Consider the following 24,980-nt stretch of genomic DNA (forward strand, 5'->3'; position numbering starts at 1 on the left):
TTTTAAAATTTAATTGTTATGATTTTAAAGTTATCTCTTGAAATCGGGTCATTTGGTCATTACACGAAATATCCAAACTCCCCTGACGACCTCTTCTGTGCTTAGCTATTGTAAGTTGTATCATATTTTGATTTTCATCGGACTGATGAAGGAACAAAACGTTGTCAGCATCCTGCTCTATTGCCCCTGACTCCCTTAGATGAGACAATTTAGGACGTTCTCCTTCAGCAGTACGATTAAGCTGTGATAGCGCCAACACCGGTATATTACGTGTTTGTGCGATTAATTTTAGGGTACGACTGATTTGTGCCACCTCCTGTTCCCTAATCGCTGTTTTCTTTACCGGACTGATCAATTGCAAATAGTCAATTACCACAAAATCACAGTGACTATGTCTGTAATTTTCCCTTACAGTAGATTGGACTTGTTCTATGTTCATTCCACTGGCATCACGAAAGATAACCGGAAGGTTTTCCAATTGCCCCACAGCTTTATTTATCCTTTTCCAATCTTCATCTTCAAGCCTCCCATCTCTTATGTTTGAACGATAAATATCACTAACAGCTGCAATCAGAATCCTTGCTAAATCTTCCTTTTTCATTTCCCATGAATAGAAATTAACCCAATATCCAGAAAATGCAGCATGCAGGGCAAAATGCAAAGCAAAGGAAGTTTTTCCGACTCCCGGTCTTGCAGCAAGGATATTCAGATCTCCATTCCTCCAACCACCTGAAGCATTATCAAAAGTTTGAAAACCAGTAGGAATACCTGGTGAATGTTTTTGCTTTAGAGCTACGCTATCACGATTAATTTCTTCAATCGTATCCTTAAGTACCTTTCTGATATGAGTTCCAGAATCAGCAACCATAAAAATATTCTCTACTTGGCTTGCTGAATTTTGCCACTGATGGCTAATTTCTTCAACATCTTTGCCATCATAAGACATCGATATTATTTCGGTTGCCTTGTGAATAGACTCCCGCTTATAATACATTTCTGCGATAATCCGAGCATGTGCTTCAATATGTGCCGCTGATGCTACGTTTTGGGTTAAAGATGTCAGGTATTGTGGTCCCCCTACTGAATCCAAAAGTGATGAATCTTTCAAGCTCTTTGTTACAGTAATCAGGTCAACTGGTTGTTTCTGGATCAAATTCTTTTTAATAAATTCAAAAATACGCTGATGCGAATCCAAGTAAAAATGGCCTGTATCTAAAAAGGAGCTGATTTTTTCGTATACGTCCTTTTCAAGTAAAAGAGCACCCAGAACGGCTTTCTCTGCATCTACTGCCTGTGGTGGCAACCTATCTAATATCGTTTCCGAAATTTTCATGGCATTATGGTTTTAAGAGTTGTCTATTAATTTTTTCCTGCTTTGATTCTTTTGGCGCAATACTGATTATTTCATCATTCCAGCATTTCCCATTCAAATAGGTTGAAGGATGCATTCGGAATTGCTTTTCTTGAGTGGATTCAACGTACTTTGGAAAATGCACCATAATTTTCTCTATTTCATCTTTGGAAAGCTTTTGCCACAGTTTTATACATTTCTGCTTCCCGATTTTCTTGTCGTACAAATCCCAGAAATGTTCAAATAATTTATTATCATTATTTTCATTATTGTTAGGGATTAGTTTGCGTTCATTTACCGTTTCTTTACCGTTTCCCTTAGCTTGATATTTAGTCCAGTTAACCACTGTTAGCAAGTGTTTCCTTCGTTTCCCCTTACCAATAGTTTCCCTTTTGATCATATCGTCTCTTTGTAAAAGATCAAAAAACTTATCGACAGTACTTTTTGCGCAACCCATAAGTGTTGCCCAATTTTCAATACTTCTAAAAGATTGACCAGGCCGGCAATCGTAAATTATATTAGCAACGGAAACCTTGGTTTGGGCATGATTCACATTAAGAAGAATTATCAACCACCATTTAAATCGATAGTCGTTCCATATCCAACTTTCTTGGATAGTGCGTTGCAATTTTATGTAACCTTTTAATCCCATATTAATGTCTCGATTTAATATACCACTCACACTGCTTTTTAATTCCTCTAAAACATACGATCTCACCTTGTTTTCGGGAATATTCTGCGGATACAATTCGTAGATCCCCCCAAAGACTTTTAACTACCTTATGGGTAATTTCCCGTCCACCAATTCGACTTAACGTGTTCCAGCTCATCGCATACCTCCTTTCGAGTTTGTGTATAATTCATCTTGTTTGCGGACACAATACTCTTGAGATGTTTCATTTTTTTTGCCTCTAAGCCATTCATCGATTTCTGACTGGAAGAAAATTAGTTTTCGACCACCATATTCAGGCTTGTGGTATGGAATCTTGTTTCGATGCACTAACTGATATAATGTATTCCGGCTGTATCCTGTTAGGTCAGAAACCTCCATTATTCCCAGTCGATCATCCTTTTTGATATCTTGTAGTAATAATTTATTGACCACCAATTTTAAATCTTGGAATTCCTTTGTTAGTTGGGCAACAAGCTGTGGAAGATTGTCAAATGAGTAATTGTTTTCTTTCATGATACTTCTCTGAAATTTGTATCACGAAGGTAATGGGGGGAACTAGGGACTAGAAAAAGGACCTAAGGGGTTTAAGGGACTATCTTAATTCCAATCACTTAGGATTAATTTTTAATAATATTGTGAATATTTCGACATTGCATTTTTTAGATCCTTATCCTCGCAATGTTGATAAGGATCTAATGTCCTGGCAATATTAAAATACTCCCCTGATTCACTATAATCTTCTTTTATGTTGGAGTGAATCTTACCCATTGCAGTAATAGCATAGGATTTTCTGTTAGGTTTCAACTTTATCGGAGACTTTGGTAGAGTAATTGGTTGATCTTGAAAAAATGTTCTTATCATATTAAAAAATAATTCGAAATCAGCTTGATCATAAAAAACATAATCCCAACTTTGATTTTCCCATATCGACACAATTTTATTGATTTCATCATCAACAATTTTTTTCATTCTTCCTTCTACCACAATTTGTTTTGGAGAGTTAGTTTGTATATACTTTAAATAATTGTTTTTAATAGCATTAAGCTCTTCTATTTCCTTATCTTCTATGTAAGTTTTCAACAAATCAGATATGACAGAAATGTCTTCCTTTTCAATATGAATTTTGTAAAATTCTTCTTCAAGATTTCTCTCTAAAGACTCCAATTTTGCCTGCTCAGTTTTTAAATATTTTTGCTTTTCAATTTTATAATAGGTATCGAATAAAAATGCAATGTTCTTACCCCATTGTTTGACGGCAAATGCAGTAATCCCATCCATTACAATTGGACATTCATCTATGTTTGTACAGATATAGTCCCCAAATTCATCAATCTCAATCAGCCGAATAGGACCCGAATCCTGACAATAGAACCTCGCCTTTTTCTCATTTTTCCCTACAACTATTCCTTCATTCTTTATTATGTTCATTATTTGTCTCATCACACTAATTTGAATTTATTTTAATGCTATAGAACCTTACTGGCCTGATCTATCACGGAACTATCCAGGCTGTCAAGGTATACATTGGTTGTTTTCAGGTTCTGATGCCCCATTACCTGGCTGATTACTTCCCTTGGAATTTTATTATTCTGAAGCTGCATAGCCATCGTGTGGCGTGACACATAGGAAGTTAGGTTGAAATCAAACTCAAATTCCGTTGCCAGATCCTTTAAATAGCCCACATACCGTTTCCTCCTGTTAGTAATATGCTTGTAGAGTTTTTCCCCAAAGTGATTTATGGTTACTACTGGAAGAAGGTAATCTTCAATTGGCTCCTTAAACTGCCTTAGGTGACCAATTAATTCTTCAATTTCAGGTTTGATCCTAATCTGTATCGGTGGCGTGTTACGTTTATTTTTTTCCTTCTCCCTTTTGTAAACCAGATATAGTTCCCCATCGTGGCTAACCAGGTTACGATGTTTTAGAAGGGCCATATCAATAAATGACATCCCGAAGCAGTAGTACGAAAAAAGAAACAAATTACGGGCATATTCTCCCACCTCTCTTTTCGAACTAGTTGATTTCAGTTTTTCCAAGTAAGCCACCGGGAGGAATCTCTTAGCCGTTTTTTCTTCCAATTCGGACACTTTGAATCCCCCTGTACCAAACGGATAGGTAGTTATATTTCCTTCACCGTCCTGTAATGCTTTGTTCAGGATTGCCCGTAAGGCTTTAAAATAATATTTACGGGTATTGCCAGAGTTTCCCCTTTTCTGTAAAAACACATCGAGACGCTTCACGTATTTGATGTCGATTTCCCCAAATGTCCTTTCTCCCAGTTTTTTATCAAATAAGGTTAAGATATGCTGCGTGGATGCATAGCAATTGGCATTACCTGTATGCCCCGTTTCCTTTAAAGTTTGAATATGGTCGTCCAGATAATCATTGAAATTACCTTGTTTCGACCGTGAAAGAAAGGCATTCTTAAACTGGTTGATCGTCCAGTCCTTCTTATCGTGTTCAAACTGTGAGATTACCGCCTTTACTTTCTGGTTATAATTATCAATCAGGTCATTATCCTTTCTACGTTGCTCATTGGCTTCCTTTTCTTTTTTGGTTCGCAATCCCTTCTCTATTACAAAGCGTTCCTGGGCATCGTCCCATCGATCCCTTTCTCCATATATTTTTAAAGCGATATAGGCACGTTTGCGGTCTCGGGTCAGTTGCAGGTACACCGGGTAATTCCCATCAGCATCCGGCTGTGTAGTCCGCATAAAGAATTTATATGTCCGGTTTACTTCCATGTTAGTCGCTGATTTAGTCGCATTTTAGTCGCATTTTTGGTGTAAAAACGACTAAAAACGGTCTTTTTTTAACTTCACACAAACCTTATCAATACTGGCTTAAAGTTAAATAAAATCAAATAGTTACAAAACAAATAAAGAAGAAAACTACACCTCTGGGGGGCGAGGGGTCGCAAGTTCAAATCTTGTCATCCCGACCACTTAAAATCAAGGAGTTAAACGAATTTTTAGCTCCTTTTTTATTTGTACGGGTACAACATAGGTACAACAAAATCACCCAATAAAAACAACCAAAAACTACCAGATACACAGAGTCATTCTATGTTATTCAACATTTCGAAAGCCAAATACAGCCAAATGAGCGTAAAATCTACGCCAACACGGATTTTCATTTGATTGCACCTGACAGATTATTTACTTTTAATCAGTTAATTATCAATGCTATTGAAAAAATAAAATAATGTTGATAGTTACCGGAACCTGTTAACAGATGAGCCAATATGGAAACAATAATCAAGAAATCAGGAGTAATTATATTTCGATTCAACCGGAAACTCCGGTGGATCTTCAATATAAGAATATTACGCAACCACAATACAACGATCCTTTTTATCCTGTTTGTTTGTCTTCTGATTCTGTTATTCGGACTCTGGGGCATGGGATTTTCATTTATCCATGTTATCCTCTACTCTGCCATAAGCTTAACAATACTTTTCTTGACTTTACTTTTTATCGGATCACTGAATGAAGCTCGCAGATTATCAAAACAAGTACCCTCCGGTTGTTTTCAGTTTGTAAAAAATAATTTGAACGGAATCCATATACCAGACCTGGGATTCGTGGAAACAGATCGGGAAAATATAAACCTGGTATTAAATGGACTTGAAATAAAAAGTAAAATCGATTTTAAACTGGTATCGGATAATCGGGCTGCAGCTGATTATAAAAAGCTGTTTAGAATACTGCATTTACTTATTAATGGAGGAATTAGAGATTTCAAAAAGGAACCAAAAGAGATTCTTTTCAATTTCATTGAAAATACATTTACTCTAAATGGTTCAGAAGTAAAAAGGGCGAGTTTGAACTCGCGGTTTTCAGAGTTTGTGAATGAAAGTGAAACGGAATTTTCAGAAAACCTAAAGGCCTTTCAGAAAATACTTTTTCGATAGACGGTATTTCTCCCGTAATTAGCCCGTAATTCAAATTACCCTCTTGATTTACTGCCACATATAGCTACATATTTGCTGATGAGATTTTCTCGCATCAAGCGTCATTACTCATTAATAAATATGTCACCTATGGAAAATCAAGTATTTCTATCAAAACAGGTTCTTAGCGAACTGAAACAAATTAAAACTCTACTCGCAGAGAACAAAACCGTTTTTAATGTTGAAGAACTGGCTCAGTACACCGGGCTATCCAAAAGCAAAATTTACAAGCTGCTCAGTAAAAAACTTATCCCAACCGGTACCAATGCCAATATCCGGCAAAAATTCTTTTATAAAAAGGACATCGATCTTTGGTTGATGGGTATTTCCGAAGAAGAACTGGAAGACGAGGAGAAATTCAACCAGATGCTATCCAGAAACCGAAAGTATTAAAACCGGCATTCAACAGCCTTTTGAAGTTAGATCTTAATCCAGTACGGTTATGGAAGAAAAAGAATCCGGTTTATACATTGCCAATAATCCCAAAAAGAAAACTGTTTTTGATTACACAGCTGATTATCTTTTTGAAAAATACGACATCAGGTATAATGAAATATCTCATGACTATCAGATTTCATTAATTGGAGAAAACCATTGGCACTATCTTAATATCAATTCACTGATTATTGAACTCACAAAAGCCGGGATTGAAATTTCGCCAGGAAAACTGGAAATCTTTATCAAGTCAGAACTCATTGCCAAACATAATCCGATTCTGAACTATTTTGAATCGTTACCCAAATGGGATGGCATCGATTACATACAGAAACTGTGTTCTTATGTTCCTACTTATGAAGATGAAGCCTTTCTGTATCACTTTCGGAAATGGTTGGTACGAGCAGTCAGATGTGCTCTGGAACCTGACTATTTTAACAAGCAGGCTTTCATTCTTAGTCACAAAGGTCAAAGTTCAGGGAAATCCACCTGGTGCAGGTTTCTTTGTCCCCCACTACTTTCTGAATATATGGCTGAAGATATCAGCAACGATAAGGATGCACGCATTCAGCTTTGCCGAAATTTTCTGCTTAACCTCGACGAACTGGCCGTACTTTCCAGAAAAGATGTAAATGCACTAAAAGCCTTCTTTTCGAAAACTTTTATCAATGAAAGATTACCCTACGATAAAAAGAACACTACCCTACCACGGATCTGTTCTTTCGTGGGATCTACAAATATGGCATCCTTTCTCAGTGATGAAACCGGTTCTGTTCGCTGGTTGTGTTTTGAACTTCGTGATAAAATTGATTTTGCCTACTCAAAAGAAGTGGATATTAATAAGGTATGGAGCCAGGCTTATCATTATGCTTATCAGCTGGAAGATTTTGACGCAGAACTTTCGTTAAAGGATGTGACTGAAAACGAGGAACGAAATAAGAAGTACACCCGGCTCTCAACCGAACAGGAACTAATTGCAAAGTATTACGAAAAATCTCAGGATATGGAAGATTTTGTAACTGCTTCGGATGTTGAAATAGCTTTGAACTTTCTAAACCTGAGATTGAATCACATCAATATTGGCAAAGCTCTGTCGGGATTTAATTTTCAGCGGGTAAAACACCCGAAAAGACAGGTCTGGGGTTATTTGGCCCGATCAAATATTAACACAGGCTAAACAGTAGTTTTCTGCAAAAAAGCAGAAAACAAGTTACCAACTTACCTAAAAGAATGAAAAGTACGATAAACACTGAGCTTTACTTAGGTAAGATGAATAGTTTTTAAGTTACCTGGATCTTACCTAAGTTACCTATCAGGTAAGATAGGTAGGATGAAAAATCAACTTACCTATATACTAAGAGACTGATAATCTGATCGTAGGTAAGTAGGTAAGCGAAAATCAACTTTTTTAAAAATTTTGCTGATGAAAAAAGAAAAACTACAATGTGATACAGCCCGTGAAATTCCGATAACAGAATTCCTGAAAAGATCCGGATACTCACCGGCAAAAGAAAACCAACATTCAGCCTGGTACCTTAGTCCGATCCGACAGGAAAATGAAGCCTCATTTAAGGTTTCCAAGGTTCTTAACCGCTGGTACGATCATGGTCTTGGAAAAGGAGGAAATATTATTGACCTGGTAATTGAAATGAATAACAGCTGCAGTGTCATTGAAGCACTGGCAATCTTGGCTAAAAACATTCCATCTTTCTCTTTTCAACAGCAGCATAATTTGGTTGAGTTAGCGCCTGAACCTGAAATCCAGATCGAAAAGATCCTCCCCATTCGGCACCCGGCTTTGATCAAATATTTATCGGAAAGAAAAATTGACGCAAAAACTGCAAGCCGTTTTGCCAGTCAGGTTCATTATTCGATGAATCAAAAACGATACTTCGCTTTAGGTTTGGAAAATGTTTCGGGAAGCTGGGAACTTCGAAATCCATATTATAAAAATGCTGCAGCACCAAAAGACTTTTCCTATTTCACTACAGGGAAACAATTTTTGAGTGTTACTGAAGGCATGTTTGATTTTTTTAGTTTGCTAATGCATTATCCTGGCTTACCACACCAATCAGATTTTTTGGTATTGAATTCTGTTTCGTTTATCAACCGCATCCATAAGATTGCCCAAACTTATCCGAAAGCTGGTCTCTATCTCGATAATGATTCAGCTGGTAAAAAAGCAACCAAACAGTTATTGGCCGATCTAACGAACAGTGTCGATATGTCGGCCATCTATAAAAACGAAAAAGATCTGAATCAGCTGTTGATAGCCCGAAGCCAACATCTGCGGAGGTCTCCGTGGTAAGCCATGTCGAGAGGTGCCCAGGTTGCACCATGGGCATCTCTCGCTTTGCTCCCAGGCTCGCAAAGGGGCGCACAGCGCAGGTTCTAAATATTAATTTAAAGGTTAAAGAAAATGAGAGTTCGCACAAAATATATCTCGTTTAGAGTAAGCAATATCGAAAAAAGGGCCATCACAATGGCTGCCCAGGAATGTGGATTAGGTACCAGTGAGTTTGCCCGGCGGGCATCACTGAACATGAAGGTAACCTTACGATTTTCTCCCGAAGAATTGGAGGTGTACAATAACCTGCACACCTACCATCGCAACTTTACGGCCATCGGCAACCTGGTAAGAAGCAAACATTTTAATAAGAATGAAACTGTTCTCCGGGAATTGGAAGAAGTAATTAAACTGATTAAAATCCACCTTGGAAAGTTTGAACAATGATCGGCAAAGCAAAAAGCATCTCACATACGATTAATGCTGTCAATTACGCCATGAAAAAGCCCGGAGCGAAGGAGATCAGCCGGAATAAAGTTGCAGGCGAAACTCCCAGAGAAATTGCAACGGAGTTCAGGATCTTTCAGAACCTGAATTCCAAATGCCAGAAGAATGCTTTTTCCATGGTTTTAAGTCCATCCATTCCTGACGGTGATAAACTTAGTAACTCGGATTTTGCAAAACTGGCCGGAGACTTTCTGAAACGAATGAAATTGGACGATCATCAGTTTGTTTCTTTTCTGCATACCGATGAGAAACACAAGCACCTGCACATTTTCGTCAACCGTATTGATTTTAACGGGAAAGCGTACAAAGACCACTTTATCAGCAAAAAGGCGCAGCGAATTGCTGAAAGTGTGGCTAAAGAATGGGGATTTACTACTGCCAAAGAAATTCAGCAACAAAATGAGCAACGACTGGGCAACTACATTAAAGAAGCCCACCAACGGGTTTTGACTGTAATGCCTCGCGACATTAATGATTATGCCCAATTGATGGAAGAATATGGAATCCAAACCCACAGGAGAATTGCCTCCGATGGAAAAGTTGTTGGGTTGAAATTCCAGATTGGAGAGGAAACCATTAAAGGCAGTAGTGTTGGCCGGGAGTTTAGTGCTGCCAATCTGCAAAAACTGATTCTGCAAAATTATGAAATAATGTACCGTGCCGAACGAGAGAAACAAAGAAAACAAGCACAACAAAACCGTCCTTCAAGGGATTTTGGAATAAGCTTTTAATACCATGAGAAAAAATTTATCGCAACAAAAATTACTGGAGATTTTAACCTCCGAAATTGAAACACTCAAACAAACCACTGAGAATATAAATGAGATTGCTCCTGAAATTGCCAGGCAATTACAGGTTCTTAAAACATCAAAACTGAAATATGAGGTTGACACCAATAAGCTGGAACAGCTTCTGGAGAATCATAAGCGGAAATTAGAAAAGAGTGTGGTTATTCCGAGATGGTTTTTATGGGTACTCGCAGGAATTATGATTTGGATGATTATTCAGAATGTGGTTTATCTTTATCTGAAGGCACCGGTATAACATTTTATTTGTGGCTTGATAGAAAATCATCATTTAATAAATCTTCTTTTTTCATTACTGTGTAAAGTTTAAAAATAAACAAAAAAATACCGGGAGTTGCAACCCCCGGTATTCCTATTTACACAGTTTATGAGATAGTGCTGTTTATTTTTTGATGAGTTTCTGACTCAAATTATATACGCCTGCTTTGGCATTAATAATATAATTTCCGGGAGAATAGCCTCCCAAATTAATTTCTTCAGTATTTGAATCAATTGAGTTCTTCAGTATCAATCTCCCACTTGCATCAAAAATTTTGTATTCCAATGGAAAAGTATTGCCAGTGTACTCAACATGAATTTTATCGTTAAATGGATTTGGATATGCCTTAATGTATCCACTCTCTTCATTCATTTCAACTTCGATGACCTTGGCCTGTTTATTTTCTTCTATCAAAGAATTTTCAGACAGAATTTCTGCCGATTTATATGTATGAGTAAAGAAAGGTTCAGAATATGTATTTCCATAACAATCGGTATATGTCAAAGTTCCATAATAAACTTCGCCATTGCTGGTCCCAGAACCATCCCAAGCAAAAATAACGCCATTTTCATATACAGGTTGATTACTTTCAGAATAAACTATTTGATTGTTCCTATCCCAAATCAGCAAATCGTAACTCGTCACAAATGTTTGCGAGAATACCCAATAATCATTTACGCCATCACCATTTGGAGTAAATACATTGGCAAGATTCACACATGAAGGCTGACACCCCCTATCTGCCTCTGACATTAACTCAGCATCTATACCGGCATAAAAGGTTGCACCTTTCTGTACTTCAAATCCTCCATTTAAATAAACATTCATGCCAGCTTCCAACGATGAATTTCCGCTTTTTAAACAAAGTAAGCTCCCCGGATCAGGCTCTGCAAAGATCTCATACCGACTCTTTTTTTCTCCCTGCAAATCTAGATCATTTTTTATCGCCAACACATCCTGCATGCCACAAGGGTAACAACTTCCACCACAATGAATTCCAGTCTCATCATCATCTTGTACACAATTGCTACAATGAGAAGGAAGTTCTTCAGGAGTTGGTGGCTGGGGATTCGTATTTTGAGCTAAACCTATACCTGTTGGATCGACATAAGTCATAATATCAAAATGTAAATTATCAAATCTACCACATGAAGTATGATTGCTAGAACTCGTCTGCCCAACAGTTGAACAGCTTCCTGTCCCAGTGCATAACCAACCTACTATTTTCTTTGATGAATTAAATATTGGAGATCCAGAGAAACCATGTTCACTTACACCGACGTCAAAATACAATCCAAAATTGTCAGCATTTGCCCACGCTCTGGAGTTTTCGATATTAACCTTTTTAACATCCCCTGCCGGATGTCCAATTGCGGCATAGCCTTCCTGTAAATAATCTGGATTAGATGTCCATCCTGCATATTCAATATTATATTTTTTCAATTTATCCACCGTTTTACTTGGTTGTAAAATGGCATAATCTTGACTTTCATTATAATTTGATGCTACAATGTAGGAAGATCCTAATTTTAAACGGTTTGCACTGCTAAATCCAGCAACAATATTCTTTCCATATCTTGTTTTAGTTTCATTGCAGCTTTGATTTTCGTAATCAACATAAATTTGAATTTTCCCGTGTGTGCCAGAAATATCGTAATGATTTCCAGGGGTTACCTCTGGAGCAAATAAATGTCCACAAGTAACAATAATTGGTTGATCAGAATCACTATATCCATTTCCTGCTTTATTGATGAAAAAGCCAGTTCCTTGACTCTCATAATTATTGTTATTATATGTATATGGGATTTTTATATTAACGACTGATTTAGCTTCCTGGGACCAACCATTAACACTAGCACAGACGACGTCTTGCTGACAAGTTAGTGCTGGAGTATTAGTTAGTCCTCCACTTTTTAGAATGGAAGAACTGCCTCCACTATTCTCTTTTTTAATTTTTTCATAATTCATTTTACTACCTGGTCTACCTAAACCTTTGAATCCATAATCAATTTTCTTTAGAATAAAATTTGGTTTAGATCTAATTTCTTTAGGGACAAAAAACTCAATCACTATTTTTTTATCATAAACTTTCGTTTCAAAGCAATTCCCTTTTGCCCAATCATTCATACTTTCCTTAAAGGCGACCTCTGGCTCCACAATTACTCCAGGAATAGTTCCCGGGTAAACAGTAAAATATGCTTCATCAGGAAAATCAAGTTGTTCTATGCTAATTCCCAAATATTGAGCAGTTGAACTTTCTAAAGTCATAATCCATAAAGTTCCTTCATCGATATTAACCTTCGAAGCATAATCCTGAAAAACAATATTGGTATCAATGCTAAAACCAACAACCTGCGCATATCTGGAATCTACCTCATCATAAGAATTTACCTTATTACTTTTAAAATAAATTGAATCGTTATCATAATGGGGAAGCAACACTGAATGTATTTGATTCTTTTCTATTATATCCTTATACTTTTCTGTCAATGTATATGGTATTACTTCATCATACTCATCGTAGATGTATTGCGCTTTCACTTGCAAAGCAAAAAAAACAACTGATATTAAGATAAATACTTGTTTCATTTTCCACTAGTTTTCATTAGTTATTAGTCCCCTTTTCACAGCTAACTTCAAAAGCTCGTCAATTTGCTCCTGCTGTTCTTTTACTGATTCTACCAGTACCGGTATTAGTCCAACATAATCAACATATTAATAGCCATCTTTGTCTTTTTCAACCAACTCCGGAAACAGAGCTTCCACATCTTGTGCCAAAAAGCCCAATCTGTTACGATCATTCGTTTTCGAAGTGCTGATTGATGCCACGTCAGCCTGCTCCTTTTCGGACAATCCTTCTATTTCTTCAGGCAAAACTTTAACTTTTTCCTCTTTAAGTTTATAACTTACACCCTTTAATTGTTTTAAAACATTCAATTTCTTGCCCAAAGGTTTAATGTTGGTTTTAAACTTCTCGTCGGAGTTGAGTTTTATTCCCTTCGCATAAACATCTACTTCAAACTGAAAACGGTCAGGCTGATCAATGTCCCATTTCCCAATAATATCACCGTAGTCATATCCCTGTTCATAAGTTAAGTATATTCCCTTTTTCCCGTGAAGCTCTAATCGGTCACTATCCCAGTTGGTTCCAAGTTCACCGACAAAAACATTGGCACCGTTATTCTCAACACGTCCATAATCACCAACAGCTATTTTACCGTTAGTTAGATAAGTACCGTATTTACCGAAGACCTGCATCGATAAATCCTTGTTAGGATCATCAGTTTCTCTGTCTCCCAAAATTTTTATCTGCCCATCGCTACTTTTTAATTATTTTCTGTATCAAATTACAATCTCCCGCTTTTGCGTGTATGATGTAAACACCTGATGAAACTCCACTTAAATCAACCTGTTCATTGGCAGTACTTGTTTCTTTCATAATAATTTCTTTTCCATTTAGATCGGTCAATTTGTATTTTAAAGGAAAAGTATCACCCGAGTATTGTATGTTTAGTTGATTTGTAACTGGATTTGGGAATAGATCAATTGAACCTGTATCTGATTTACCGTCTACATTTTTTGTATTTATTTCCTGTAGAGAATTCTGCGATTGAATTTCTGCTGATTTATTAGCTGAATAACCTGCCCATATCCAGTCATTTTTAGAGCGCCATATTCCATAACAATCCAAATAATCAATAGTTACCGGAAATTGTTCTGATTGAGTAAAATTGTAACCACTGCCATCCCATGCATATATAGTACCATTGCCAAATACAGGAACACCATTATCTGAATATATTATGGATTTGCCATCCGGGCTAAAAATCTTGATATTATATTCCTGAATGAAAGCCTGGTTAAAATACCAGTAATCAGTAACACCATCACCGTTAGGACTAAATGCCCAATTTGGTGCAAAACAAGCAGGCTGGCACCCCCTGTCTGCTTCACTCATCAATTCTGCATCGATGCCTGCATAAAAGGTGGCACCTTTTTGCACTTCAAAACCGCCGTTCAGGTAAACATTCATCCCTGCCTCCAGCGAAGAATTCCCGCTTTTTAATGCCAGTAAAGACCCAGGATCGGGTTCTGCAAAAATCTCATAACGGCTTTTATTTACCCCCTGCAAATCCATCTCAGTTTTTATTGCCATAACATCCTGCATGCCACACGGGTAACAACCCCCTCCGCAATCTATCCCAGTCTCATCTCCATCTTGTTCACAGTTTTTACAATGATCTGGGAGTTCGGAATAGGAAGGTGGCTGAGGGTTGGAACTTTGCGCTGAACCACCCCCCGTTGGATCAAGTATTGAACTAAATTCAGTATAGAGATAATCGAATTTTCCACTTGTAGAACTGATTTGACCTAATAAATTACAATCTTTATCTACAGCACCTCTTACATGAAAACCAACAATTTCTTTAGATAAATTAAATACTGGAGCACCTGAACTTCCTCCCTCTGTGATTCCAATATCATATTTCAATTTAAATCCATCGGTTGAAACAGAATAGGAAGCATCATTATCTTTATTAAATTTTTTTGAATCTCCTTTAGGATGATGTATACAAATATAGCCTACACCTGTATTGTAATTATAATTTTTGGTCCATGCGCCATAAACTAAATCATATTTTGATAAATTATTCACTGTTGAATTAGCCTGAAGTACAGCATAATCCTTATTTGCCGAATAAAACGGAAGGCCTCCTTCATCATAAGAACTTCCTAATGCTATTCTATTAAACGAACAATCCAGTAAAATTCCCTTGCTTTCAATATCATCATTACCACATTCTGAATTTTGATATTTTGTTACCACACGAAATTCACTAATATAACTATCTATATCAATAGGTGTTATATCAAGTTTATAATAGCTATAAAGATGTCCTGCTGTAACCAAAACAGGAGAATTAGAGTCTTCATATCCGCCGGATTTATTAAGAAAAAATCCGGTTGCTTTACTATAGTTAGTCTCCAAATATTCATCTTCATCTTCATCTATCAAAAATTTCACATAAAGAAATACCACAGATTTTGCTTCATTTTTGTACAATGTGCATTCAACATCTTGCTGGCAATCCGGAAATTCAGAAGACCCATAGAATCCGCTTTTCAAAGCTGGCTTGTTGTATGATGATGGATCCCTACCCGGAAATGCTACAAAATCATAATAAATATTTTTAATAACTATATTTTCTTTATTTTTTATTGAATCAGGCTCATAATATTCTAATATTAATTTTTTCCCTGAGACACCACCACGTATCCCCATTTTTTTATGTCTCTTCAATAGATTTTCGGAATAGTAGATTTTATATGGGTCTTTTATATAAGTAGTATCTGGTGCAAAAACTGCAATATAAGTCCCTTCCTGTAGTTTTGGGAACCCAAGGTCAAATCCAATACCCCCAGCCGACTCACCTTCAATGGAATATCTCCACAATTTTCCATTCTTAAGCTGAATGCATACACCATCTTTTTTTATATGAATCTGTTTACTTTTAATATCTATTCCACCTGTAAAATCAGAACCTAGTTCATGGAAGGATTTTCCATCGTTGTATTTTCTGCAAAGTGAATCGTTATTCATTTTTGGGATTGCAAAAACTGGAACACCGTATTTTTCTATTTCATCTTTGTATTCTTCCTGTAGCGAAAAAGGAATTACTTTACCCCATTCATCATAGACATACTGAGCTTTCACTTGCGAAACCCAAAATACAACAGTAATTAATAAAACTATCCGTTTCATATTCCTTTAGTTTTCTTGGTTTAATAATCCCTTTTTTTCAGCCAACTTTAAAAGTTCATCAATTTGCTCTTGTTGTTCTTTAACCGATTCAACCAGTACAGGTATCAGTCCAACGTAATCAACATATTTATACCCGTCTTTGTCTTCTTCAACCAACTCCGGAAACAAAGCTTCCACATCTTGTGCCAAAAATCCCAATCTGGTACGATCATCTGTAGTTGAACTATTGATCAATGCCAAATCTTCTTGTTCCTTTCCTGATAATTCTTCAATCTCTTCAGGCGAAAGTTTAATCTTTTCCTGTTTCAATTTATAACTGACACCTTTTAATTGTTTTAAAACATCCAATTTCTTGCCCAAAGGTTTAATGTTTGTTTTAAACTTCTCGTCGGAGTTGAGTTTTATTCCCTTCGCATAAACATCTACTTCAAACTGAAAGCGGTCGGGCTGATCAATGTCCCATTTGCCGATAATATCACCATAGTTATATCCTTGTTCATAAGTTAAGTATATTCCCTTTTTCCCGTGAAGCTCTAATCGGTCGCTATCCCAGTTGGTACCAAGTTCTCCGATAAAAACATTAGCCCCGCTATTCTCAACGCGCCCGTAATCTCCAACAGCTATTTTACCGTTAGTCAAGTAAGTACCGTATTTACCGAAGACCTGCATCGATAAATCCTTGTTAGGATCATCAGTTTCTCTGTCTCCCAAAATTTTTATCTGCCCATCGCTATTAACTTTTATCTGAGCATTTAGTTGCTGATTTGTAATCATTATAGTTACAAAAGCAGAGATAAGTATGATATATTTTTTCATGATTTATTTTCTTTTTAGTGTTTATTAATTTTTATTCAATAGTTCGTTGATAGCTGTTATTTGTTGTTGCTGTTTTTTTATTGTTTCTACCAAGAGCGGTAAGATCCCTAAATAGTCGACATAGAGTCCATCATCATTTTGCGAAACCAACTCTGGAAAAACCTCTTGTAGTTCCTGTGCCAGAAATCCAAATCGCTCCTTCTCTAAAATTTTTATCTTTTCTTTTGCTTCTGTAATTTCTCGTATCTCTAGTCTCTGTTTTTCTGTTTCGGATGTTAACCCTGATGGGAAAACAAATGCTTCACTGGGTTTCAAATTATACGATACCGGACTTATTTCACTCAACTTTAAATGATTACTGTCTAGCGGAGTAATGTCTTCTTTAAACCTTTCATCTGAGTTAATTATGATCCCATGTGCATAAACATCAGTATTGAATTTAAAGGAGGAAACATTAATATAAATATCTTCATATAAAGGATAAACACTAATTACTTCGTATTCGCAATCGAGTTTTCCTATTACATTTTCAAAATCATATCCTTGTCCCCAGGTAAAATAAAGCCCATCCGAGCCACAAAGTTCTAATCTGTCTGAGTCGAAATTATTGCCAGCCTCTCCAAAATATACCCTTTTGGTTGTCATAAAGCCTCCTCCATTGTAGTCACCTATACCAATTCGTCCGTTGGTTAGGTATTCTCCATATTTTCCATAAACCTGAAGTGACAAATCCTTATTGTAATCATCGGTTGGTCTATCTCCAAATAGCTTTACACGATTATCATCATAAACCTTAACCTGGGCATATCCCGGGAAGGTGTTTACGACGAAAACTAAAATGAGAAAACTAAAATGATTAACTTAAAAGTAGTTTTCATATTTTTACAATGTATTATAGTGCAAGAAGCTACTACTTCTTACTCCGGATTTATAAAATAAATTTAACACGGCACCTAAAATGCTAGGTTACTTTTTTCTTTGATCAAGAATTTAATTGTTGGTATTTTTTAGTAAAAGGGTAGTTCTCAGTATTTTATTACTGAATCTTAAAATTTCCATCAAATTGTCCCCACTGATGCCGACTTATAACGGGATCCGTGGTGTTGACGCGGGTTTTATTCTGTGATATAAATATACGCGTTGTCTTTATAAAAATTATAGATACCAGGATCGTCCGCCCCATCGTTAGGATCATTATCTGATGCGCTATAACTTGGTTCATTATACATGTTATTATAGGCTGCGTACCATCCGTTACATGATCCTCCCCAACCCCAATTACAATGAACCGTTGCAATACTTGACAAACTTCCATCAGAATTTGCTTGTCCGGTTAAACCATCAAATATCCACATATGTCCCACGGAGGCTGTTGATCCTCTTGTTAATACAACATTTTGCGTTTTTACACTATTATATAATCTTGAATCGCTAACATCGTTTGTTGTTTCGTAATGGCGGCTATACCCCATGTTTTTTAATACATTGTTGCAATTTCCTATTTTCGATGATGTCCCTTCACAATCATAATCTGCTCTAATATTTGCATAACTACCCAACCAAGCGATATACGAGGATACCTCTGATTGTAAATATTCACTGGACCATATTGTTATATGATTTTGTGCTGTAAGTGCTGAAAAATCATAGCTTTGAGAACACTTTCCATAATAGGCAATTGTCTGGGCCATAGCAATAACTCCACATCCGGCATAATAATAATCCATATTAGTGCAAGAACCATTCGTAGGTGATCCATAATTATATGGCTCATCCTGGTTCCATCTAGTCTCGATGTAAGGGCCATATACAAATGAAGTTAATGTAGATTTTGTCGTAATTGCGCCAGAATTATATACTTCAATGTCGTGTTTGCACAACTTTGGAATGTTTCTAACCATTTGAGCCATTCCCTCAATATGTGCAGTATCAGCCAGTGCTCCACTTTTTACAAAAGCATAAACTCTACCAACCCGGTCGTCTCCGCTAGCTATTACAAAACCACTTTCGCCATCAATATCCAAATCAAAAGTATAGATATTGATACTATCGATAATTGTTTCTTCAGCTGATTTTGTATTGAATGTTTGTAAATGTAACGTTTCCATATTTGTTAGCGACAAATCCGAAATTTTTGTAGACTTTATCTCAGAAGCAATATTAACTTGATCATAAAAGTGGTTAACTAAATCAACCGCATTATGGTATTCTTGTGATAAACCATCTGATTCATTAATATTATTCTTTGGTTCAACAATTGCGTTTAAATCCAGATCCAGTTGTTCTTTAGAACATCCAAAAAACAGAATAATTATCAAAACAAATAAGTAATTCTTTGTTGTCATGTATAATAATTTAGCGTAAATAATTTAATGTATGGGCATAATAAACCCTGAGTATACATTCTTCATCCATAAGAAAATTCAAGGTATCATAAGGGGTTGCAATAATCTAAGGAAATACCTCTAGCCCGGGCTTTGTGTCAACATTACCAGATCACTGCGCAAACCGTTCCATACAGTTATAAGTAGCTGTCGTTCTGTACTATTAGCGTTTGCCTGGACAGAAACTTCAATTTCTTTGGGCAATGCGCTCTCCCCATTTCCTATGGTCTCAACCGTGAACCAACTTCCGGATATTACTTGCTCACCAGCATTAAAATCCGGGAACGATTGTTTTATGGTATCTCCTGACTGAATACTTGTAAGATATTGAATACTGAAAAACACATTTTTAGCCTGTAATACTACTTTACCACCTTCGGAAGGCAGTGTAGCTGATAATTCTTCCATAAATGGGCTATCCCCGGGACCATCTACATGATCTTTCTTGCATCCGAAAAACAATAATAAAAAAGCAAAAGACATTATAGTGAGTATTTTATTCATAACAAATATGTTTAATTTAAGACTAGTATGATTTTATATAAAAATTTCATCTAAATTACTTTATTTCAAACGTGCCATACAAACAATTACCTACAGAATTTACGAAACGAATCTCGTAGATGCCGCTATCCCAATCAGAAATATTGATTGATATGTACTGTTGTGTTTGAGTGTTGACGTTGTTTTCAAATACGAACCCGGAGGTTATGCTATAAACCTCGATATTAATATCTCCCAGATTTTTTGAAACTTCAGCATTTAGTTCAAAGGAACTAATTGTTGCGTATACCGGCTTTGGAAATAGTGATTTTTCTGGACTATTACCCAAATTACCATCCAAGTCTATCACTTTTTCAATATCTTCTGGATTAGGAAGTGCAAAAGTTAAAGAGTGACTTACCTGCGGAATAATTAGTACCGATAATAAAAGACAAATTTTGAATAAATTTTTCATGATTTCTTATTGTAAATTGTTTGGAGCAAAAGTAGATCACCAACAATTCAGCCACAAGGATATTTCAAGCTCATATAACTTTTTACAAGGAACTAAAAATCATATAAGACACATCCTTAGCGAGTTGCGCAAAAACAGTCTTTGTCTTCATACAGCTTTTTGTGGAATTTATTGTTAAAAAGAAGAGGAATGAGACTGGTTTGTATTCGTAGATTTCATAAAATCCAAGATATTACCATAGGTTTTTATACCCAGTTTTTTTCGGATTAAAGTTCTTTTGGCTTGTACTGTATTAATGCTGTAGTTTAATAATATAGCAATTTCGGTGTTATTAAAATCGACATACAATAAACAACAAATACGAAATTCGGATTCATCAAGTTGAGAAAACTTATTTTTGAACTCTTCAAAGAACCCATTATTCAATTTGTCTAGTGTCTTATAAAGTATATCCCAGTTCAGTTTTTTCTGTCCATAAACTACCTCATTAAATCTCCGTAACAAAGGTTGCCCTTTTTTTCGCTCATCCTCTTTTAGGTAACCTTCCAGCAAAGCAGCTTTTTTAATTATATCAAAATGTTCAATTAAGATATTACGAAATGATTTTTCTTTATCATTAAAACTTTGAGCCAACCTGTTTAACTGCCTGACCTTTTGTTCTGTTTCTTTTAGTCGTCTTCTATTTTGAGTAGCGCGTTTGAATAAGTATAAAATTATTAGTCCCAATATTAGGAATAAGACCAAAGCAATTAATAATATCCGTTGTCGATCAATCAATAATTGTTTATTTTGGTTTTCGATAAGCTGGAAGTTGTATTTTTCTTCAATTTCCAACATTGCTGCATTCTTATTCGCAGTTATAATTTGTGCCAGGTGATTGCTGTAAAATTTATAATTATTTAATGCTTCCTTATAATTATTTTCATTTTCTTCAATGGCCGACCATGTTTTATAAATGTTTGCAGCAAGGTAATTGTTTAATTCACGAGGCATATAGTCTAAAGCATGTTGCAAATAATAAATAGCTGAATCACTATCTTTCTGAAGGCCATAAACACGCCCCAGGTTAGCTGCTAATTTTGCCCTATTTAAAGAATCAGTCGAAAACTCTATAGCTTCTTTTGCAAAATAAGTCGCCTGCTGCCAATCTTTTATCTCTCTGTAGGCTACTGATAGGCTTTGCCTTATTTCTACTTGTTGATTTCTAATTTCATATTTATCGGCAATATCTAATCCTTTCTTATAATAAATAAAAGCACTATCAATCTTTTCAGCTTTAAGTAAGCAATTACCAATGAATTTGTTTGAAGAAGCTTGGTTTTTGTAATTCTTTGCTTGTCCAAAATATTCTTCTGCAATTCTATAGTGCTCTATGGTCTCACTAACTAAATGTTGCTTATAATACACATAGCCGATTGCACTATGACACAAACCTTTTAAGTTATAATTTGTGCTTTGTTTTAAAATCTGTTCGGTATCTAAATATTGTAATAATGCCTTTTCAATTTTTTTTTGTTCCTGATATACCCTTCCACCATAAAATGTTGCCAACGCAATTTCGTCCGGATTATTTCTGATTTGGTAATAATCGCGAATTGTAAAAATTAATGTATCGGAAGTAATGTCTTTGTCGCATTTGTATTTGGCCTGTATTTGCACAAGAAAATATTCGTAATACAATGATTTTTGCAGCGATTTCGGATTGGCAATTTCGCTCAATATTACCAGAGCGCTGTCGGGGTGAGTTTCCAATAAGGCTTCAGCGCTTTCGAGAACTGGCTTCACCTTTTTGTCCTGAAATCGACAGGAAACGCCCAAAAACAGTATACAGGTATATATGAAAATTGTTATTAGCCTTTTATTCATGTGATTAAGGTTTTTATCAAATATAGAAAATTATTTAAAGTTTGTTTGGGATTTAAGGTCGGTTGTACTTGTCAATAAAAAATATAAAGAGAAATATTGCATTTTATGTATATCAAATACGTTCAACTATGAATTGGCAATAAAAGGCACCAACCCCTCTCACAAAATACTTACATTTTCGGATAACAAGCCCTCCGGGTTTTCAAAAGCTTCCGACATAAAGCCATTCATTCCACAAATGGAAGAGTTAATTGCCGCCTGCACACAGAGCCAATTTCAAAAAATCAAAACACTTAAACAAACTACTGAGAATATAAAGGAGATTGCTCCTGAAACTGCCAGGCAATTTCAGACTCTTAAAACAACCAAATTAAAATATCATATAAACACAGATAAGCTGGAACAGCTTTTGGAAGATCATAAGCAGAAATTGAATAAGAGTGTTGTTATTCCGAGGTGGTTTTTATGGCTGATCGCAGCAATAATGATTTGGCTCATCTTCCAAATACTATTTAAATTTAATTTGAATCCCAATTTAACAAGAGAGATGTAGTAAGGATAGAATATTTTTTTTAAAATCGCCAGCTATAACTTATTGCGGGTAAAAAGGGTAAAAAACTGCTCTTGTATAGCTCGGTTGTATAATCGCCGCGCCAGGGTTTTCGTTGTTTATAGAAATAGTAATATGGATTTTTTCGGTTGTACACATTGTAAATACCAATGGTTAAAGTGCGCTCCACTCCGTAACTTTCCCGGGTTCTTGTAAGACCAATGTCGAGGCGGTGATAGTCCTGCATTTTAAACGAATTCTTCTTTCCGTAGTATTCGCCATATTCATCAAACTGGTAATAGTTATTCGAGCCATTCGGGATATCATTCATTTCAATGGTATTCATTTTTCCCAAAGCAAGTGTAATGGGGTAGCCCGAACCATAAACCCAGGTACTCGAGAAATTCCATTCTTCGTTTATCGGAACACTTATCACCAAACTCAAATCGTGACGACGGTCGTATTTGTATGGATAGGTTTCACCAAAGTTGATATCATCAAACTGTCGATCAGATTTTGCCAGCGTATAACTCACCCAGCCCGTGAATTTTCCTGTTTTCTTCCTTAAAAAGAATTCAAGGCCTTTCGAGGTTCCGGTACCATTCAATGCTACACGTTCCTGCCAGTCGGTAGCATTTCCCTGAAAAACTTCGCCTTCCTTAAAGGTTACCAGGTTGTTTAGTTTTTTGTAGTACGCTTCAATTCCTGCCTCAAAATCCTGGGTATTCCTTTCAATTCCTAATGCAAACTGTTTTGAATCACTCGGAGGAACTTTTCGGGTAGCCGGAACCCAAAAGTCGGTTTCAAAACCTGCCGTTGGATTCGAAAGCATATTTACAAACTGGTGCATCTGTGTATAAGAGGCTGTAGCTGAAGTAGCTGAAAACAATGGGACTCCCAGTGAAACACGCGGTTCGGCATATAAATAATTTTTTCCTTCAACTAGAAAATGACAGAGCCGCGCTCCCAGGTTAACGTTCAGGTGTTTAAATGAGAAAATATTTTCGATATAAGCCTGACTTTCGAAGGCTCTCAACGAAGTACTTCCATAGGTGCTATCGATATATGTTTCAACGGCTTCAGTGTGGGTGGCGCTTGTTTTTCCCGGCATAAAAAAGTGGAAAGTGGCTCCGGCACCGCCCAACATTTTATACTTATTCCCAGGTTGAAATTCAAAGTCGCTGTTGATGGCCCAGTCGTAAATACGGCTTTTAAATTCGGAGTTGAGTTCGATATTATCCGATTTATCCTGGTACAAGTCGTTATCAATAAAGCGGTACTTGGTAAACGAAACTTTGGTGTTGTTGCTAAGTCCAGGTTTGAAGGTATGATTCAGGCGCGCCACAGCAAGCAGGTTTCCCCATTTTACTTTTTGCTTGGCTTTCTGGTCTGGGCCTATAAATTTTTCATTGTACGAAAGCACCAACTTATCATCGCCCGAATACAAACTTAGAAATAGCTTGTCTTTTTGTGATAGTTGGAGTGATACTTTTGAGTTTATGTCGTAAAAACTGTATCCCGTTGAAGCTTTTTCGGTAACAGCCAATGTAAAAGGCCGCATCAATAAATCGAGCCACATTCGCCTTACCGAAACAAAGTACGAACCTTTGCCTTGTTGTAGAGGGCCTTGCATATTGAACCGGCCTGAAATGGTACCGATACTTGCAAATGTCTGGTGCTTACTTTTGTCACCCTCTTTCATTTGAACATCCAAAACCGATGATAAACGTCCACCATAATGTGCAGGGAAACCTCCCTTATACAATTTGAAATTATTAACGGATTCAGGATCGAAAATAGAGGAGAAACCGCCTAAATGATTGACGTAATAAAGCGGCGAACCATCAAGTAACACCAGGTTCTGTCCCGGACCTCCTCCACGAACATATAACCCGGATTTTCCTTCGCTGCCACCCTGAACGCCGGGCAGAAGCTGGTAGGTGCGTAAGAGATCAACTTCGCCGCCAAGTGCCGGTAATTTTTTTAGTTCCTGCACCGGAATTTCAGTCATATTCACCCCGAATTGTTTTTCTGAAAATACCGGAGCATTAACCGTTACTTCTTCAATTTCAACTCCCGGTTCGAGGAAATAATACCCGGGTGAAGTATTGTGTCCGGAAACCTCAATGTATTGAGTTTTATAACCGATGTATCGAATGGTCAGACTGGTTGTTACTGACTCGGGAACACGCAGCGTAAAGTAACCGCTGTTGTTTGTCGTGGTCCCCTGGGTGGTCCATGAAATTGAGATTGTGGCTCCAATCAGTGGCTCCTTAGTTGTTTTATCCTGAACATAGCCGTGAATACTTACCTGTGCAGTAGCCAGATAAACTAAGCAAACAAATAATATGGAAAGGACAATTTTCAAATTT

General features: G+C 36.5%; 23 protein-coding genes. 8 read left to right on the top strand and 15 right to left on the bottom strand.

Annotation, left to right across the window (positions count from 1 at the left end):
- Positions 1-16: 16 nt before the first annotated feature.
- The 5 genes from WFY05_RS11365 to WFY05_RS11385 form a co-directional block, all read right to left on the bottom strand.
- Positions 17-1,333 (bottom strand): replicative DNA helicase, encoded by a 1,317-nt coding sequence (locus WFY05_RS11365; protein WP_340112969.1) that lies wholly within the window; start codon positions 1,331-1,333, stop codon positions 17-19.
- Between the two features lie 4 nt (positions 1,334-1,337).
- Positions 1,338-2,003, bottom strand: a complete 666-nt coding sequence (locus tag WFY05_RS11370) for an LvrA C-terminal domain-related protein (protein ID WP_340112970.1) — start codon at positions 2,001-2,003, stop codon at positions 1,338-1,340.
- Positions 2,004-2,177: 174 nt separating this feature from the next.
- Complete coding sequence (locus tag WFY05_RS11375; protein ID WP_340112971.1) at positions 2,178-2,537, bottom strand: helix-turn-helix transcriptional regulator; 360 nt, start codon at positions 2,535-2,537, stop codon at positions 2,178-2,180.
- A 111-nt stretch (positions 2,538-2,648) separates the two neighbouring features.
- Positions 2,649-3,464, bottom strand: a complete 816-nt coding sequence (locus WFY05_RS11380) for a hypothetical protein (RefSeq protein WP_340112972.1) — start codon at positions 3,462-3,464, stop codon at positions 2,649-2,651.
- Positions 3,465-3,490: 26 nt separating this feature from the next.
- Positions 3,491-4,768 carry a site-specific integrase gene (locus WFY05_RS11385; protein WP_340112973.1) on the bottom strand — a complete coding sequence of 426 codons (1,278 nt, stop codon included), beginning with the start codon at positions 4,766-4,768 and terminating at the stop codon, positions 3,491-3,493.
- Between the two features lie 656 nt (positions 4,769-5,424).
- Between WFY05_RS11385 and WFY05_RS11390 the strand changes: the two genes are divergently transcribed.
- The 7 genes from WFY05_RS11390 (at position 5,425) to WFY05_RS11420 (ending at position 10,249) form a co-directional block, all read left to right on the top strand.
- Positions 5,425-5,937 (top strand): hypothetical protein, encoded by a 513-nt coding sequence (locus WFY05_RS11390; protein WP_340112974.1) that lies wholly within the window; start codon positions 5,425-5,427, stop codon positions 5,935-5,937.
- 129 nt (positions 5,938-6,066) lie between these two features.
- Positions 6,067-6,369, top strand: coding sequence for a helix-turn-helix transcriptional regulator (locus tag WFY05_RS11395; protein WP_340112975.1), 303 nt, complete (start codon positions 6,067-6,069; stop codon positions 6,367-6,369).
- Positions 6,370-6,418: 49 nt separating this feature from the next.
- Positions 6,419-7,588 (top strand): virulence-associated E family protein, encoded by a 1,170-nt coding sequence (locus tag WFY05_RS11400; protein WP_340112976.1) that lies wholly within the window; start codon positions 6,419-6,421, stop codon positions 7,586-7,588.
- A 246-nt stretch (positions 7,589-7,834) separates the two neighbouring features.
- Positions 7,835-8,719 carry a DUF8464 domain-containing protein gene (locus tag WFY05_RS11405; protein ID WP_340112977.1) on the top strand — a complete coding sequence of 295 codons (885 nt, stop codon included), beginning with the start codon at positions 7,835-7,837 and terminating at the stop codon, positions 8,717-8,719.
- Positions 8,720-8,830: 111 nt separating this feature from the next.
- Positions 8,831-9,145, top strand: coding sequence for a plasmid mobilization protein (locus tag WFY05_RS11410; RefSeq protein ID WP_340112978.1), 315 nt, complete (start codon positions 8,831-8,833; stop codon positions 9,143-9,145).
- The gene (locus WFY05_RS11415; RefSeq protein ID WP_340112979.1) at positions 9,142-9,936 is read left to right on the top strand and encodes a relaxase/mobilization nuclease domain-containing protein; all 795 of its coding nucleotides are present in this window, start codon (positions 9,142-9,144) and stop codon (positions 9,934-9,936) included. Before WFY05_RS11410 ends, WFY05_RS11415 begins: the two co-directional genes overlap by 4 nt.
- A 4-nt stretch (positions 9,937-9,940) precedes the next feature.
- On the top strand, positions 9,941-10,249 hold the full coding sequence (locus tag WFY05_RS11420) for a hypothetical protein (RefSeq protein WP_340112980.1): 309 nt from the start codon (positions 9,941-9,943) through the stop codon (positions 10,247-10,249).
- A gap of 144 nt (positions 10,250-10,393) precedes the next feature.
- Here WFY05_RS11420 and WFY05_RS11425 read toward each other — a convergent pair whose 3' ends face one another.
- The 9 genes from WFY05_RS11425 to WFY05_RS11465 form a co-directional block, all read right to left on the bottom strand.
- Positions 10,394-12,859, bottom strand: coding sequence for a T9SS type A sorting domain-containing protein (locus tag WFY05_RS11425; protein WP_340112981.1), 2,466 nt, complete (start codon positions 12,857-12,859; stop codon positions 10,394-10,396).
- A 126-nt stretch (positions 12,860-12,985) separates the two neighbouring features.
- The gene (locus WFY05_RS11430; protein ID WP_340112982.1) at positions 12,986-13,570 is read right to left on the bottom strand and encodes a tail fiber domain-containing protein; all 585 of its coding nucleotides are present in this window, start codon (positions 13,568-13,570) and stop codon (positions 12,986-12,988) included.
- 19 nt (positions 13,571-13,589) lie between these two features.
- Positions 13,590-16,034, bottom strand: a complete 2,445-nt coding sequence (locus tag WFY05_RS11435) for a T9SS type A sorting domain-containing protein (RefSeq protein ID WP_340112983.1) — start codon at positions 16,032-16,034, stop codon at positions 13,590-13,592.
- Positions 16,035-16,040: 6 nt separating this feature from the next.
- The gene (locus WFY05_RS11440) at positions 16,041-16,850 is read right to left on the bottom strand and encodes a tail fiber domain-containing protein (protein ID WP_340112984.1); all 810 of its coding nucleotides are present in this window, start codon (positions 16,848-16,850) and stop codon (positions 16,041-16,043) included.
- A 24-nt stretch (positions 16,851-16,874) separates the two neighbouring features.
- Positions 16,875-17,579, bottom strand: a complete 705-nt coding sequence (locus WFY05_RS11445; protein ID WP_340112985.1) for a tail fiber domain-containing protein — start codon at positions 17,577-17,579, stop codon at positions 16,875-16,877.
- A 386-nt stretch (positions 17,580-17,965) separates the two neighbouring features.
- Positions 17,966-19,195, bottom strand: a complete 1,230-nt coding sequence (locus WFY05_RS11450) for a C10 family peptidase (protein WP_340112986.1) — start codon at positions 19,193-19,195, stop codon at positions 17,966-17,968.
- A gap of 120 nt (positions 19,196-19,315) precedes the next feature.
- Positions 19,316-19,738: a hypothetical protein gene (locus WFY05_RS11455; protein WP_340112987.1), complete on the bottom strand. Its 423-nt coding sequence runs from the start codon at positions 19,736-19,738 to the stop codon at positions 19,316-19,318.
- 55 nt (positions 19,739-19,793) lie between these two features.
- Positions 19,794-20,192, bottom strand: a complete 399-nt coding sequence (locus tag WFY05_RS11460; RefSeq protein ID WP_340112988.1) for a DUF3244 domain-containing protein — start codon at positions 20,190-20,192, stop codon at positions 19,794-19,796.
- Positions 20,193-20,366: 174 nt separating this feature from the next.
- Positions 20,367-22,058 carry a tetratricopeptide repeat protein gene (locus WFY05_RS11465; RefSeq protein WP_340112989.1) on the bottom strand — a complete coding sequence of 564 codons (1,692 nt, stop codon included), beginning with the start codon at positions 22,056-22,058 and terminating at the stop codon, positions 20,367-20,369.
- 238 nt (positions 22,059-22,296) lie between these two features.
- On the opposite strand from WFY05_RS11465, the gene WFY05_RS11470 reads away from it, so the two are divergent.
- Positions 22,297-22,611 carry a hypothetical protein gene (locus WFY05_RS11470; RefSeq protein ID WP_340112990.1) on the top strand — a complete coding sequence of 105 codons (315 nt, stop codon included), beginning with the start codon at positions 22,297-22,299 and terminating at the stop codon, positions 22,609-22,611.
- Positions 22,612-22,630: 19 nt separating this feature from the next.
- Here the strand turns inward: WFY05_RS11470 and WFY05_RS11475 are convergent, their stop codons facing one another.
- The gene (locus WFY05_RS11475; RefSeq protein ID WP_340112991.1) at positions 22,631-24,976 is read right to left on the bottom strand and encodes a TonB-dependent receptor; all 2,346 of its coding nucleotides are present in this window, start codon (positions 24,974-24,976) and stop codon (positions 22,631-22,633) included.
- Positions 24,977-24,980: the final 4 nt, after the last annotated feature.

Origin of the sequence: Maribellus mangrovi (genome assembly GCF_037646455.1) — a bacterium.
GTDB classification, from domain to species: domain Bacteria; phylum Bacteroidota; class Bacteroidia; order Bacteroidales; family Prolixibacteraceae; genus Draconibacterium; species Draconibacterium mangrovi_A.

Coding starts and splice junctions, on each gene's coding strand:
- WFY05_RS11375 (WP_340112971.1), bottom strand. CDS start 2,537: ATGAAAGAAAACAATTACTCATTTGACAATCTTCCACAGCTTGTTGCC.
- WFY05_RS11420 (WP_340112980.1), top strand. CDS start 9,941: ATGAGAAAAAATTTATCGCAACAAAAATTACTGGAGATTTTAACCTCC.
- WFY05_RS11425 (WP_340112981.1), bottom strand. CDS start 12,859: ATGAAACAAGTATTTATCTTAATATCAGTTGTTTTTTTTGCTTTGCAA.
- WFY05_RS11400 (WP_340112976.1), top strand. CDS start 6,419: ATGGAAGAAAAAGAATCCGGTTTATACATTGCCAATAATCCCAAAAAG.
- WFY05_RS11460 (WP_340112988.1), bottom strand. CDS start 20,192: ATGAAAAATTTATTCAAAATTTGTCTTTTATTATCGGTACTAATTATT.
- WFY05_RS11410 (WP_340112978.1), top strand. CDS start 8,831: ATGAGAGTTCGCACAAAATATATCTCGTTTAGAGTAAGCAATATCGAA.
- WFY05_RS11435 (WP_340112983.1), bottom strand. CDS start 16,034: ATGAAACGGATAGTTTTATTAATTACTGTTGTATTTTGGGTTTCGCAA.
- WFY05_RS11415 (WP_340112979.1), top strand. CDS start 9,142: ATGATCGGCAAAGCAAAAAGCATCTCACATACGATTAATGCTGTCAAT.
- WFY05_RS11395 (WP_340112975.1), top strand. CDS start 6,067: ATGGAAAATCAAGTATTTCTATCAAAACAGGTTCTTAGCGAACTGAAA.
- WFY05_RS11380 (WP_340112972.1), bottom strand. CDS start 3,464: ATGAGACAAATAATGAACATAATAAAGAATGAAGGAATAGTTGTAGGG.
- WFY05_RS11440 (WP_340112984.1), bottom strand. CDS start 16,850: ATGAAAAAATATATCATACTTATCTCTGCTTTTGTAACTATAATGATT.
- WFY05_RS11390 (WP_340112974.1), top strand. CDS start 5,425: ATGGGATTTTCATTTATCCATGTTATCCTCTACTCTGCCATAAGCTTA.
- WFY05_RS11405 (WP_340112977.1), top strand. CDS start 7,835: ATGAAAAAAGAAAAACTACAATGTGATACAGCCCGTGAAATTCCGATA.
- WFY05_RS11450 (WP_340112986.1), bottom strand. CDS start 19,195: ATGACAACAAAGAATTACTTATTTGTTTTGATAATTATTCTGTTTTTT.
- WFY05_RS11370 (WP_340112970.1), bottom strand. CDS start 2,003: ATGGGATTAAAAGGTTACATAAAATTGCAACGCACTATCCAAGAAAGT.
- WFY05_RS11455 (WP_340112987.1), bottom strand. CDS start 19,738: ATGAATAAAATACTCACTATAATGTCTTTTGCTTTTTTATTATTGTTT.
- WFY05_RS11385 (WP_340112973.1), bottom strand. CDS start 4,768: ATGGAAGTAAACCGGACATATAAATTCTTTATGCGGACTACACAGCCG.
- WFY05_RS11365 (WP_340112969.1), bottom strand. CDS start 1,333: ATGAAAATTTCGGAAACGATATTAGATAGGTTGCCACCACAGGCAGTA.
- WFY05_RS11465 (WP_340112989.1), bottom strand. CDS start 22,058: ATGAATAAAAGGCTAATAACAATTTTCATATATACCTGTATACTGTTT.
- WFY05_RS11470 (WP_340112990.1), top strand. CDS start 22,297: ATGGAAGAGTTAATTGCCGCCTGCACACAGAGCCAATTTCAAAAAATC.